Annotated in this window: 10 protein-coding genes and 1 pseudogene; 5 read left to right on the forward strand and 6 right to left on the reverse strand. The window is 45.6% G+C overall.

Going from position 1 to position 13,452, the window contains the following annotated elements:
• Positions 1–21: 21 nt before the first annotated feature.
• Entirely contained in the window at positions 22–2,001 is a 1,980-nt protein-coding gene (locus AB6E52_RS02460) for a replication initiator protein RctB domain-containing protein (RefSeq protein WP_017071247.1), read from the forward strand.
• Positions 2,002–2,392: 391 nt separating this feature from the next.
• Here the strand turns inward: AB6E52_RS02460 and AB6E52_RS02465 are convergent, their stop codons facing one another.
• Positions 2,393–2,911: a transcriptional regulator gene (locus tag AB6E52_RS02465; protein ID WP_102320933.1), complete on the reverse strand. Its 519-nt coding sequence runs from the start codon at positions 2,909–2,911 to the stop codon at positions 2,393–2,395.
• A pseudogene (locus AB6E52_RS02470) lies at positions 2,908–3,795 on the reverse strand (ABC transporter ATP-binding protein). The gene AB6E52_RS02465 and the pseudogene AB6E52_RS02470 overlap by 4 nt, the downstream one beginning before the upstream one ends.
• Positions 3,796–3,980: 185 nt before the next feature.
• Between AB6E52_RS02470 and AB6E52_RS02475 the strand changes: the two are divergent.
• Positions 3,981–4,175 carry a hypothetical protein gene (locus AB6E52_RS02475; protein WP_017061218.1) on the forward strand — a complete coding sequence of 65 codons (195 nt, stop codon included), beginning with the start codon at positions 3,981–3,983 and terminating at the stop codon, positions 4,173–4,175.
• A gap of 189 nt (positions 4,176–4,364) precedes the next feature.
• Positions 4,365–4,925 (forward strand): NADAR family protein, encoded by a 561-nt coding sequence (locus AB6E52_RS02480; protein ID WP_050643559.1) that lies wholly within the window; start codon positions 4,365–4,367, stop codon positions 4,923–4,925.
• Positions 4,926–5,099: 174 nt separating this feature from the next.
• Here AB6E52_RS02480 and AB6E52_RS02485 read toward each other — a convergent pair whose 3' ends face one another.
• A complete protein-coding gene (locus AB6E52_RS02485; RefSeq protein ID WP_019823349.1) occupies positions 5,100–5,858 on the reverse strand; it encodes an ABC transporter substrate-binding protein in 759 nt (252 codons plus the stop codon).
• An 88-nt stretch (positions 5,859–5,946) separates the two neighbouring features.
• Here AB6E52_RS02485 and AB6E52_RS02490 point away from each other — a divergent pair, with 88 nt between their 5' ends.
• Entirely contained in the window at positions 5,947–8,379 is a 2,433-nt protein-coding gene (locus tag AB6E52_RS02490) for a response regulator (RefSeq protein WP_102320934.1), read from the forward strand.
• Between the two features lie 151 nt (positions 8,380–8,530).
• Here the strand turns inward: AB6E52_RS02490 and AB6E52_RS02495 are convergent, their stop codons facing one another.
• Together AB6E52_RS02495 and AB6E52_RS02500 are read right to left on the reverse strand one after the other, a co-directional pair.
• Entirely contained in the window at positions 8,531–9,283 is a 753-nt protein-coding gene (locus AB6E52_RS02495) for an SDR family NAD(P)-dependent oxidoreductase (protein WP_017061222.1), read from the reverse strand.
• Between the two features lie 12 nt (positions 9,284–9,295).
• Positions 9,296–9,991 (reverse strand): sulfite exporter TauE/SafE family protein, encoded by a 696-nt coding sequence (locus AB6E52_RS02500; protein ID WP_017061223.1) that lies wholly within the window; start codon positions 9,989–9,991, stop codon positions 9,296–9,298.
• Between the two features lie 362 nt (positions 9,992–10,353).
• On the opposite strand from AB6E52_RS02500, the gene AB6E52_RS02505 reads away from it, so the two are divergent.
• Positions 10,354–11,670: an aspartate aminotransferase family protein gene (locus AB6E52_RS02505; RefSeq protein ID WP_017066353.1), complete on the forward strand. Its 1,317-nt coding sequence runs from the start codon at positions 10,354–10,356 to the stop codon at positions 11,668–11,670.
• Between the two features lie 167 nt (positions 11,671–11,837).
• Here AB6E52_RS02505 and AB6E52_RS02510 read toward each other — a convergent pair whose 3' ends face one another.
• A complete protein-coding gene (locus AB6E52_RS02510; RefSeq protein ID WP_017065134.1) occupies positions 11,838–13,352 on the reverse strand; it encodes a PLP-dependent aminotransferase family protein in 1,515 nt (504 codons plus the stop codon).
• Between the last annotated feature and the right edge of the window lie 100 nt (positions 13,353–13,452).

Raw genomic sequence — 13,452 nt, forward strand, 5'->3', positions numbered from 1 at the left:
TTAGTGTGATACGGATCAAAAATGAAACCAGAAGAGAAATTGTTAATTAAGGCACGAAGCCACAAAGATGGTCATTTATTTGAGGTATCTGAAACAGCCGTTGAATGGATAGAACAATATCAACACTTCAAAGGTGTCACCAAAAGCATAGTTGAGCTTCTTAACCTAATTTCACTTCGTGGGTTTAGCAGTAAAGACGGGTACGTTTCCACCACTGAGATTATTGAATCAACCGATGGTCAAGTCACTCGCGCAGCCTTACAGCAAAGGCTGAGAGCTGCAGTTAATATCGGATTGTTCAAACAAATCCCCGTTCGCTTTGAAGAAGGCCTTGCTGGTAAAACCATGTTGCATCGCTTTGTGAACCCAAACCAATTGATATCGGTGCTGGGTGCCACCAGCTTAGTAACAGAAAGCGTGAAGCAAAATGAAAAGCAAAAGCGCTCTAAAGCCCTAGCTCAAACCAAAGTAAACAAGCGCTTACTGAATGAACATGGGTTGAATACCCCACCAACGATGAAAGATGAAGCGGATCAATTCATTGTTTCGCCAACCAATTGGGCGGGGATTATTGATCAAGCGTTAGCGCCACCTAGAACTCGTAAGAGCTACCAGAAATCCATGGTTTCGATCTCTGGCACTCGCGCTGTGATCGAGACACGATCTTCTAAAAATATCATGACCGTTGACGATCTGATGACGCTATTCGCGTTATTCACTCTCACCGTTCAATATCATGATCATCACCAAGATGATTACCATCTAGACGCGAAACACACGCCAAACAAAACACCACTCTACATCACTGATATTTTGTCTTTACGTGGCAAGAAAGACAGCGGCCCTGCACGTGATTCTATCCGCGACAGTATTGATCGTATCGAATTCACGGATTTCCAACTGCACGAGCTTACAGGCCGTTGGCTTAGTGAGAACATGCCAGAAGGCTTTAAGAGTGATCGTTTCCGATTCTTAGCTAGAACCATTACCGCATCGGAAGAAGCGCCTACAGAAGGCTCTGACGGCGAAATTCGCATTAAACCGAACCTATACATCCTGGTTTGGGAGCCTTCGTTCTACGAAGAGCTGCTGACGCGTGACTATTTCTTCCTATTTCCGCCAGAAATCCTGAAGCAACATACCTTGGTCTTCCAAATGTATTCGTACTTTAGAAGCCGCATGGCACGTCGCCATTCAGATAGCATGTTGCTCAGTGAGCTCAACCAGAAATTGGCGCGTAACATCGATTGGCGTCGTTTCTCGATGGATCTGATCCGCGAGCTCAGAAAATTGGGTGAAGTCGGGGATCAAGAAGATACCTTCCTGGTTAATCTATGGGGTTATCACTTGACGATCACCGCGTTGATCGAAAAAGGGAAAACGACCGATTATCAGGTAGATATCAAATGTAATGTGGAAGAAGTATTACGTTACTCAAGAGCGCGTACCACTAACGCAGGTAAGCGTAATATGGCACCAACGCTGCCGAACCCACTTCGTAACGAAATGGTGTCTAAGCAGAAACTGGAAGAGCTGTCTGAGATTATCGACGGTGAGTTTGAGCCAATTCAGCGTAAAGCACCGTCGCCAAGAGGTAAATTGGGACGTCGAGTTAAGCAGCGTAAACACTCTGTTGAGATCAACGCTGACGAGATCATGATTACTCTCTCTAAATATACCTCTGCAGAGGCTCTAGAACGCAGCATAACGGCTTTATCTGCTATGACAGGGCACTCACATGCCTCAATCAAAGAAGAGTGCTCAGAGCTCATTGAGAAGCTTGATTGGTTGAGAGTAGGGGAGGACGTTATCCCATACGAAACACTGAGTCGCTTGATTGAGCTATATAACGACCGAGATAGCACCAGCAATCGACATCTGTCCATTGAACGTTTGATCTCTGGTTTAGCGGTGCGTCGTAAAGTGTGTAAACAAGTTCATGAAGGTCATTTAGACGAAAACGTGTTCCTTGCGCTCGATGAAATGGCGATTGGCCACTAGTCATTATCCTATCGCGATAAGCCTGTTTTACCGTCGCTGAATGGATAGTTTTGAACACATTAGGTGCTGATTAAAATCGCACCTAACGCTGACAAAGTGATGACAAAGTGATGACAAAGTAGCGCATCTAGTTGATTATTATTTATCCCGAATAGACAACCTTTGTCCTTTCTTGTGATTAATAGATTGGCTCATATTTTGTTACATCATACTGAATAGATTTTTGCGAGTTCCCAAGGGACTCGCTTTTTTTTGCCTAAAATTCAGTCAATCATTAAAATTCAATAGCTTACAGAGTTAAACGCCGAAGCATGATCAAGGCTCGATCATGCTTTCTACGGATCTAGCTCTGGTGAGATTCTGATTTGATGCTTGATCGAGAAGGGCTTGATCAGTGGAGATGGCGTTGAATAATTCCTTGATCATCGTTTCGGGGATGGGTTGCCATAAAGCGTACATGCGACTCGATCAATTTTTCAGACTCTGCTTTCCAACGTGGTTCTTGCTGTTGGTTCGTAAACTCCAAAGCCAATACACACAAGTGTTGTAGCCGCTGTGTACACCACTCTTGCAATCCTGCTTCTGATTTTGGGTCACATGACACCGCTTGCAGCTTACTGTAGGCAAACATTAGGTATTGGTAGGCTTTATCTTGATGGCTTGAGCTGTTGGCCTCCTGCGAAGCCAAGTCCGGATTCGATGAATCCGCGAGGTGGCGATAGAAAGTAAAGATTCTCAGGCATCCGTCTAGCCAACATGCGATGCCTTTGCTCTGCTCATCCGTGATCAATGGCCCCCAGAGCGCATCTGGAGGCGTTAAGATCAAAGGTTCTAACCGGTCCACTTGATCATGCTTTCGGTCTTTGTACCAATCTCCGATCCGCTCTAACCAAGTGTCTAGTTCATTCATGCAACGTTATCCCACTGTTTTACAAAGTGATTATCAGAAACTTGTTTGATTTCATGCTGTATTTCACTGCTCTGCTCTCGAATACGATCAGCGTCTATTGAATAGTTTGGCTCATTTTTGAAGAGTTCGCCAAATGGCAGATCGGGATCTGGTACCGCAGAGATCAACAACTTAGTGTACGGGTGTTGTGGATTGGTCAAGATCGACTGGGTTGATCCCCACTCGACGATCTGCCCTTTGTACATCACCGCCGTCTCTTCAGCGATGTAATGTGCCGTGGCAAGGTCGTGGGTTATGTACAAAAAGCCTATGCCTAACTCTTGCTTCATTTTTTGCATCAAGTTCAACACGCCAAGTCGAATCGAAACGTCCAACATCGAGGTGGGGTCGTCAGCAAGAATAACCTCAGCGCCAACGGCCAGTGCTCTGGCTAGGTTAACCCTCTGTCTTTGGCCCCCACTGAGCTCGTGCGGGTATTTGGCTAGCGTTTCGATGGGTAACTCCACCAGCGTTAATAACTCTTTGAGGCGCTCTGTGAGAGCCTGTTTAGTGGCTACCTGTTTATGGATCTTAAGTGGGCGCGTTAAATGGTGATCAATAGTGTGAGTGGGATTGAGTGAACCAAAGGGGTCTTGAAAAACCATTTGCACACGGCTGCGATAATCCAAGATATCTTTACGGCTTTTCAGAGTAGAGATGTCTCTGCCTTTGAACAGTATCTCTCCCTCTGTCGCAGGGTAAACCTTGGTCATCAATCGTGCGCAGGTGCTTTTCCCGCAGCCTTATTCTCCGGCTAAGCCGAAAATCTCGCCTTAGCCTATGTGAAAGCTAACGGATTTGATTGCATTGAAAGAGGGGAAAATGAGAGTTGGATCAAACCACATTTCTTATGGGGAATCTTTTAAATATAATTGCAGAAAATGGCTTTGGCAAAGTTTAAATGAGGCATTTATTAATTAGCTTTGTGAAGCGTCGGAATCATCACACTTCAGTACAGAATTTCTTAACAAGCGAAAAAGCATTTGCTACAGATTACCTGTCCATTACATGGTGCTTTTCGGAGGAAAACATGTCCATTAATTCTATCAACCATGATGAAATGACAAATATTGCAAACAAGTGGGATGCTGAAGAAGAAGTATCTTTCAAACCAGAAAAGAAAATGAAGTCTGCTGAAGCTCGTCGTCGTATCGAGACTCTAAGAGAAATTAGAGAAAGCGGTTTGAGTCTGGAAGAAGCGAGGGAGCTAGGTCTTATTCACTAATAATCCCCATTGCATTTAGAAGGGTGGCACAACGCCACCCTTTGATTTATAAGTGTTTTTTCATGTTTCCTATCCAGATTTAATCAACTCCTTGATTCTTTGGCTCACTGTTCCGTTTAGCCTATCCCTTGTGATATTACGCTTTTCAGATGAAAAACACGCACATGGCATACTCTTGAACTAAGTTGTTTGACAGTCATATTCAACGCCACTAATTTTAAAGTTAAAGCAAAAATATGCGATGTCGTTGGTAAGGAGAAGGCTATGTCTAATTCTGTGGCTCAAGCTAAAGAAGTGCTGTTTTACGAACCCGAAGATCCGAACGGATACCTGTCAAATTTTGCCGCTTGTCCTATCAAGGTAGGTGATCAAGTTTGGGCAACCAGCGAACATTATTATCAAGCGATGAAGTTTGCCTCCGAAGCGCTACGTAATACCATTTTGGAAGCCAGTACACCTGCTGAAGCGTTCTCTTTAAGTCGTGACTACGAAGACCAAGTTCGCGAAGATTGGTATGACATTCGTGTTGAAGTGATGCAGTTCATCGTCACCGAGAAGTTCAGACAGAATCCACAGTTTGCGCTGTTTCTTACCAATACCGGAGATTCGGTGATCAAAGAACATTCGCACAAAGACCACTTCTGGGGCGATGGCGGCGATGGAACCGGCGAGAACCATTTGGGTAAGATTCTGATGGCAGTGCGTCACCAGCTTCGCACTCAGCAACTGCATTTAATTGCTTCGCACTGATTCGTCGATTCAGATAGCGGCATGCTTATGATTACCCCTTAGACGCATTTAAAAGGCCGCCCTGCTATCTAGTATGAAGCAGGGCGGCCTTTTCGGTTTTAGAGAGTCAGGCATCAACGAGAGTTAACGTACGTGACTAAGCTATCCGTTGCTAAGTTCTAAGTTACGCTGGTGCTATAAGTAACTCTGTACGATGTCGTCAAGCTGTCCATCGTCTTTCATTTGGTCTAGGCGTTGGTTGATGAAGCTTTGCAGTTTAGGATCCATCTCAGGGTCAAACGCCAAATGGATAGGGTAGTTATTGATGACAGAACCAAACTCTTGCATCTGGTAATCATCAATACTCAGTTTTTGCTCGTTTAGGTTGTATTTGATTCGTGATTCCATTTCCACAAACACGGTGTCGCCAGGTGCTCGGTTCAGGACACGAAACGCAGCAGTGTAATCTTTTACTCGAATCTCGTTGAGCTTGCCCTGTTGGATATAAGGTTCCAAGTTCGGATACTCAAATCCTTTCAGCAATACCACGGCTTTCCCATCGAGATCATCGATTGTATTGAACTCAAATGGCTTTTTACCGCTGCTGAGTAATACGTGTTTTACATTGTAAATCGGGTCTTCAGATAGGTTCGCAGATTGAATATTCCCCCAACTAGGGCTGCCATAGGTAACCCAGTTTGGATTCTCTCTCGCATCGAGCTTGTCGATCATTCGATTAAAAGGGTAGGTGTGGTAGTTGATCTCATATTGGCTGTCATCAAACACGGCTTCCACAATATCTGAAACAATTCCTCTGTGAGATGACCCGTCAGTTTCGATTTGAAAAGGTTGCGCTTGGCTCGCAATAATGTAGTAGTGAAGAGGTTCGCTTGCAGAAGCATAACTGCTTGAAAACAAACTGACTATGGATGCAACGATAAGATGTTTTTTCATAACCTTCCCTAGTTATTTGATGAATGACTACTATTATACTAGTTGAGTAATTGTAGTTTGCTAGGATAACAATAATGGTAATTTGTGTATGGTGACAAAAGGAAAACGCTACGTTGGACTCTCCCGACAGTTGATCGGGATGATAATAGCGATCAGTACCTTATTCACAGTTATAGTGACAGGTCTCGGGTTGTATGTAGAGTACCAAAGTCGAGTTTCTTTTATCAGCTCTCAGATCGAGCAGGTCAAGGCTGGCTACCTTTCTGGTTTAACGGCAAGTTTGTGGGTTGAAGATCGAGAGCAATTGTTTGTGCAAGCCGAAGGCATCTCTCGCCTCCCTTCGGTCAGTTACCTTCTTATCGAAAGTCCTGATGAAAAAATTCTAGAGTTAGGTCAAAAGACCGAAGGCCAATCTTATTCTCAGTCTTGGGAAATGGTGCACCAGATGGGCGGCACAGACTTCCCGTTGGCGACGCTCACGGTGCAATCAGACTTGAGCATGATCCTAGATGACTTTGAAGAACGAGTGTTATTGTTGCTCGCCTTCGAAGCCGTTAAAATCTTCTTGTTGTCTCTCGTATGTTTAACCATCGTCTATCGTCTTGTCGTAAAACGTTTGATGACTATGTCTTCCCAAATCAACCAACAACAGGTCGAAGACAACAAACCGCGCTTTATAACGCCAACTCACTCTACTTGCAAAGATGAGATATCGACTCTAGAGAGTAGCTATAACCGATCGGTAGAACGTATTCGTCAACAATATCAAGAGCTGGAAAAAGCTAAAGATGTTGCTGAGGTGGCCAACCGCAATAAAAGTGAATTCCTTGCCAATATGAGTCACGAAATCCGTACACCAATGAATGGGATTATCGGGTTGTCGTCTTTGCTCTCTGAAATGGATATGCCGAAAGAGCAAAAAGAGTACATCAACATGCTCAACACCTCTTCGCTTACGTTGCTCGACTTAATCAACGACATTCTCGATTACTCGAAGATCGAAGCGGGGCGACTAGAGCTTCAGCAAGAGCCGATGAAAATGATGGGCATTGCGGCCGACGTTGAATCAACCTTTCGAGTGAAAGCCGAACAGAAAGGGCTTCGATTCCAATTAGCGATCGACCCTAAGATCCCAACCATGGTGATTGGCGACGGTACTCAACTAAGACAAGTCCTAAATAACTTAGTAGGCAACGCGATTAAATTTACCGAGCATGGCCACGTCACGCTCTCGCTTCGTTTGGAAGAGGTGGTTGAGCCTGAGCAAAAACTCAGAGTGAGGTTCGAGGTTGTCGATAGCGGTATCGGTATTGCAGAAGACAAACAGAAATCGGTGTTCGATAAGTTTCAACAAGCCGACGGCAGTACCACACGTATTTATGGAGGCACAGGGCTTGGTCTAACAATATGCGAGAAGATAGTGACATTGATGGGCAGCAAGCTTGAACTCACCAGTGTTGAAGGTAAAGGCAGTACCTTCTATTTTACGGCTGACTTTGACCCGTGTTTAGAAGCCGATGAAAGCAATATCGATTTCAATAAGGTTTCGGTTCTGCTTGTGGATGATAGCCAGCTGAACATGCGTATAACGTCTACACAGCTTCAATCCTTTGGCGTTAAGTCTGAGTGCTGTGAAACGGCAAACCAAGCGTTAGAGTTGGTTTCAGAGTCTGTGGCTAAGTCATCACCTTATGATCTCGTTCTGATAGACAAAGTAATGCCGTCCGTTGATGGCTTTCAACTGGCGAGAAGCTTAGTTGAACGCTTTGGTAGCGAGTGTCCCAAGTTAGTGATGATCTCTGCTGACCCTAGAAAGCAAGATGAAGCTCGTGCTAAACAAGTCGGTTTTGTTGCCTACATTGCGCGTCCTTACCAAGATAATCAGCTTAAATGGACCATCAGTGAGGTACTCGCGAGAGCGGCTGATACTTCAGTCTTTACCTATCCGAACAGAGGAGAGGTTGCGTTTAAAGACAATGAACCTGTGCCGTTAAGTAAACCTGCAGCGGTTGTTAAAGATGCTCCCATTGTCTCTGTAAACGCCACACCAGCCGATAAACAAGCTCCAATTCAAGCAGAGTCAAAACCTGTCGCAGTTGCCGGAGAATTTAGTGGTACAGTTTTAGTTGTTGAAGACTCGCGAGTAAACCAACAAGTCGCCAAGATGATGCTCAAGAAGCTTGGCTTTGAGGTTGATATTGCCGACAACGGTGAAATTGGTGTCGAGAAATTCAAAGCCAACGAATACGAGATGATTTTTATGGATTGTCAGATGCCGGTTCTCGATGGCTTCGAAGCGACCAAGCAGATCCGAGCGCTCGAAGAAGGGGCTGCAAAGCATATTCCAATCATTGCGCTGACGGCCAACGTCGTGCAGCGAGACAAGCATTTGTGCTTCGATGTAGGCATGGATGAGTTTTTACCTAAACCGGTTAACCAAGGCAAACTGAGAGAGATCGTAGCGAGTTTCTTGTCGAAAGAGACGGAATCAAACAAAGAACATGAGCAGCAAATTGTTTAGTTGAGTATCTCTAATCTTACTTTCATTAAAAGAGTAATGAGGCGAATTAGACATAGTCTTTTATGCCGTTGGTTATATTTGAAGTATCGTATGAAAGAAATGATAAAGGTGGCCTGAAAAGACCACCTTTTTTGTATGTGTCGGTTTGAACTTAATCTCTATCGATTGCGAACGCAGACCATGCTTGACGTGTCGGCATCACTTCGACTCGGTTAATGTTGATGTGATCTGGCAAGGTTGCGATATAAAACATCTGCTCGGCAATATCCTCTGCTGACAACGGTGTAGTGCCTTGGTAAAGGTTGTCTGAAGCCGTCTGGTTACCTTTAGTTCTTACAAGAGTAAATTCCGTTTCTGCAATACCAGGGGAGAGGTCAGTCACTCGTACCCCTGTGCCTTGTAAGTCACAACGTAGGTTGTAACTGAACTGCTTTACGAACGCTTTGCTGGCACCATACACATGGCTTCCTGGGTAAGGCCACTGTCCGGCGATTGACCCAACATTGATGATTGAGCTTCCTGCGCCTTTTTTAATTAACGTAGGCAACAGCGCATGAGTAACATTAACCAAGCCTGTGACATTGGTATCGATCATAGTGTGCCAGTCTTTCAAGTCCACATCAGGCGCGCCTTCTGGTGCCAAAGCTAACCCAGCATTATTGACCAATGCGGTAATCGATGAAAATTCAGCGGGTAATGAATCAATGGCTTGTTTTACGGCGTCTGCGTCTCGAACGTCGAGTTGAATTACATGCACAGGCACCGTTAATTCTTCCTTTAGGTCGAGTAGCCTTTCGATTCGACGACCAGACAGCACTAACGACCAGTTATCTTCTGCGAAACGTTTTGCTGCCGCTTTGCCGAAACCAGAGGTTGCCCCTGTAATGAACGCTATCTTATCCATAAATACATCCTTCTAATTTGAAATTAACATAAGTAGTGCCATGCCGATCAAAATCGGCGCGGTCGTTGTTTTTGCAGACAAGTTCGGTACTGATAGATACAGTTTTTGCCCCAGTACATTGCCAATCAAAGCTGCCGGTAATAGCCATAAACCTGTGATGAACGATTCTTGGTTAAATGCGCCAATCCATATGAAGCCGATCAGTGAAATCGCTGAACTCAGCAGAAAAAACACAATCGCGGTGGCTCTCTGTTCACTGGTTTTAATGGTCAGGTTCATCAAATACGTCACTAATGGCGGACCTCCTGAAGAAGCGGTGGTCATGCTAAACCCCGAAATGGCTCCCGCCCAAAACGCGTGTCGTTGGTGCAACCAAGTGAGGCGTAAGTCCAAAATAATCAGCGTGCCAGCGACCAAAGACATCATCGCGATAAAGGCCTTCAAGCCTGATTCCGATATCGTGCTAATGAAATACAGCGAGAAAGGCACCGCAACCAACATGCCAATACACAGCGGCGCAATAAGCCGGATATTGATGGTGGTTTTACTTCGCTTGAGCAGAGGAAAGGCACTTAAAAAGTCCAACAAGATAGCGATGGTTACCGCTTGCAATGGTGGAACAATAAAGCTGAGGGAAAGCGCTACGATAATCGCAAACCCAAATCCTGAATAGCCTCGAACTACTCCTGCAAACAGAATCAATGTCATCGCTAATCCTAATTCCACTCTTGCTCACCTCTTTGCTTTTGATATTGCTGCTGCGTTAATTAGCGTTCGATGAGACCTGTCTCGTCTGCCTTTCAATCTATTCACACCTAAGAGTTTTGAATAGAGCCAGATCGACGATTGGATTGGGTCAGGCTGTTTGTTGGATCGGGGATGAGACTTGGGCTGATGTACTGGCCCAATGTTTTGTTGAAACTGACACTATGACCTCCGCCCTGTTTGGGATGAAGATTATTCCATCCGATAGCGCAGCCTTTTCAATGTCGTGTTTTGTGTCTTTCATTCTCGAAGACGAGCCAAGCACGAGCGGCTGTGAATCTAGTGTTGTTAATGGAGACGATGAAATGGAAGTATCAACAGAACAGCTTGTGAACCAAGATATTATCGACCTCGACAAGAGCGTATTTCATTCTTGGTCGATTCAAGAAGCAGCGGAGCCTATCGCCATTGCGGGTGGGCAAGGATGCAAAATGTGGGACTACGAAGGTAAAGAATACCTTGATTTTAGTAGCCAACTGGTTAACACCAACATTGGTCATCAGCATCCACAAGTGATCAAAGCGATTAAAGATCAGGCTGATTCATTAGTGACCGTTGCCCCTGCGACCGCCAACCTCACTCGTGGTTTGGCGGCTAAGCGTATCTTGTCGAAAGCGCCAAGCTCGTTTAAGAAGGTGTTCTTTACCAATGCAGGGGCAGATGCCAACGAAAATGCGATTCGCATGGCGCGACAATTCACAGGGCGCGACAAGGTGCTATCTGCTTACCGTTCTTACCATGGCAATACAGGTACTGCTATTGCTGCGACGGGGGATTTTCGTCGAATTCCAAACGAGTATAGCCGTGGGCACGTTCACTTCTTCAATCCATTTCTCTATCGAAGCGAATTCAACGCGGCGACTGAGGCAGAAGAGAGTGAGCGTGCCCTGCAGCATTTAGAGCGAGTGATTGAATGCGAAGGACCAACGGCGATTGCGGCGATTATCCTAGAGACGATTCCGGGAACGGCTGGTTTTCTCATTCCGCCCAAAGATTACCTTATCGGCGTGCGTGAGCTGGCAACCAAACATGGCATTCAGTTGATATTCGATGAAGTCATGGTCGGCTTTGGCCGCACGGGTAAGTGGTTTGCGTTTGAGCACTTTAATGTAGTGCCGGATCTGATTACTTTCGCGAAAGGGGTGAACTCGGGTTATGTGCCGGCTGGTGGCGTGGTGGTCAGCGAACCGATCGTTGAGCACTTTAAGTCAAACTTCTTTATGGGCGGCTTAACGTACTCTGGTCACCCTTTGGCGATGGCTTCTATCGTTGCAACGCTCGATGTGATGGAGCAAGAGGGCATTGTCACACATGCTGATAACGTCGGTAACAGCGTTCTAGGGCCGCTCCTACTGAGCCTTCAAGAGTTGCACCCTATGATTGGTGATGTGCGCGGTAAAGGGATGTTCTGGGCGGTTGAGCTGGTGGAAGATCGTGAAAGTAAAACACCTTTAAGCAATGAAAAAATGGGGCAATTGAAAGCGCAATTGACCAAGCGAGGCCTGTTGACCTTCATTGTGAATAACCGCATTCACGTTGCGCCACCTTTGGTTATTCAGCCAAGCGATATAAAGAAAGGCGTTAAGATCATTGATGAAGTGTTGTTTGAACTCGCTTCTTAAGTCTCCAATAAGATAGCCAGCACAGCAACCAAGGCACTTTGACAAAGAATTCCCCGTTCTTTTCAACGTGCCAAACCTAACCTTCAGAAACGACAAAAGAGCATCGATTGATGCTCTTTTTACGTTCTTTCACTAAATCAGTCTGGTCAAACTGCTCTTAAGTGATGTTAGATCTTCATCACCTCTGACAGCTCTTTGATACCGGGTGCGATCAGATCTTTGTCGATGGCGTGAAAGCCCAATCGAAAATAGGAATTGGGGTCATATTCTGACAATGCTTCACAGCCCGATTCCGTTTCGGTATTCGTCATAAAGTGTGAATAGCCTGTCTCAATCAATATGCCCTTTTGGGCGGCTCGTGAAGCTAAACGCTGGCTATTGATGTGGCTGGGCGTTTGTAGCCACAGAGAGTTGGCCTGCTCGCTTTGAGCCAGTCGCTTGCAGTCAGGTAGGTACTTCAAGACCGCATCGTTGATCAGCTTCCAGCGCTGGCGTGTGTTTTCCCTAAAGCGCCTCACAAAGCTGTCGTAGTAGCCTTGTTCAATAAAGTGCGCCACTTCCATCTGAACGCGGCTTGGTGCGTGTCGATACATCAAGCGACGCAGTATTCTAAGATCGTAGATCAACTCTTCAGGTGCCACGATGTAGCCTAATCTCAAGCCGGGTGCTAATAGCTTAGAGAAGCTGCTGACGTAGATGACACGTCCTTCTTTGTCACTGGCTTTTAGCGCGGGTTTAGGGTTCCACTCCACGTTACACTCGGCGTCATAGTCATCTTCGATAATTACCGCATCATTGGTTTTGGCCATTTCCAGTAACTGAGTTCGACGCTCGTCACTCATGGTGACGCCGGTTGGAGCTTGATGGCTAGGCGTGACATAGAAGTGATCACACAGTGAAGAGTGCTCATTGAATCTCAATCCTTGTTCATCCACTTGATGCGGGTGTAACTGCGCGCCAGAGAGATTGAAGATGTGATTCGCTTCTTTGTAGCCGGGGTTCTCGACTCCGACTCGACTCTGATGGTTCATGAGCAAAGTCGAAATCAAATACAGCGCATTCTGCGAACCTAAGGTTATGAGGATCTCATCACTTTGGGCATGAATACCGCGCTGTGGGAGCACCCTTGTGCGTATCTGTTCGACCAGCATGTCGACGTCTTTATCGACCTTGTCGCAAAGCCAGCGGTGATCATGTGGGTCTGAGGTGACCTTTCTTGTCGCTTCTCGCCATTGAGCTAATGGGAAGTCATTGATAGAGGGTTGGCCAAAAATAAATGGGTATTGGTAACAACTCCAATGCGAGGGTTTGACGATGCGTGGGTATTGGCCCAATTGCAGCTTAACGCGTTTGCTCCAATCCGGTGCATTGTCGCTGTCGGCTGATTCAAAATGATCCAAACTCGCGTCGATAGTATCACTCGGGTTTTCATACTTTTCTGAAAGGTAATAACCACTGCGAGGCTTACTGATGAGGTAGCCATCGTCGAGCAAACTGTCGTACACCAAGGAGACAGTATTGCGTGAAACACCCAATTGGCTAGACAGCTTACGACAAGACGGAAGCGCTTGTTCAGCCGGAAAAATACCATTCAATATCGCCGTCACCAAATAGCTACGTACTTGTTCTTGCAGGCTTCTTTTGGAATCAAACTCGATGAAACAATTGTGATTTATCGCCATGAGATACAGTCCTTATTCTCAGTGAACCTCAGTCCAATTTGTATAAAAGAGCAAGAAATGCGCCAGAGTTCATATTGATGTTTTAAGAGTGTGTTTTGCT

Origin of the sequence: Vibrio sp. 10N.247.311.13, assembly GCF_041467595.1 — a bacterium.
Taxonomy (GTDB): domain Bacteria; phylum Pseudomonadota; class Gammaproteobacteria; order Enterobacterales; family Vibrionaceae; genus Vibrio; species Vibrio crassostreae_C.

Coding starts and splice junctions, on each gene's coding strand:
- AB6E52_RS02460 (WP_017071247.1), top strand. CDS start 22: ATGAAACCAGAAGAGAAATTGTTAATTAAGGCACGAAGCCACAAAGAT.
- AB6E52_RS02465 (WP_102320933.1), bottom strand. CDS start 2,911: ATGAATGAACTAGACACTTGGTTAGAGCGGATCGGAGATTGGTACAAA.
- AB6E52_RS02475 (WP_017061218.1), top strand. CDS start 3,981: ATGTCCATTAATTCTATCAACCATGATGAAATGACAAATATTGCAAAC.
- AB6E52_RS02485 (WP_019823349.1), bottom strand. CDS start 5,858: ATGAAAAAACATCTTATCGTTGCATCCATAGTCAGTTTGTTTTCAAGC.
- AB6E52_RS02490 (WP_102320934.1), top strand. CDS start 5,947: ATGGTGACAAAAGGAAAACGCTACGTTGGACTCTCCCGACAGTTGATC.
- AB6E52_RS02495 (WP_017061222.1), bottom strand. CDS start 9,283: ATGGATAAGATAGCGTTCATTACAGGGGCAACCTCTGGTTTCGGCAAA.
- AB6E52_RS02500 (WP_017061223.1), bottom strand. CDS start 9,991: ATGACATTGATTCTGTTTGCAGGAGTAGTTCGAGGCTATTCAGGATTT.
- AB6E52_RS02505 (WP_017066353.1), top strand. CDS start 10,354: ATGGAAGTATCAACAGAACAGCTTGTGAACCAAGATATTATCGACCTC.
- AB6E52_RS02510 (WP_017065134.1), bottom strand. CDS start 13,352: ATGGCGATAAATCACAATTGTTTCATCGAGTTTGATTCCAAAAGAAGC.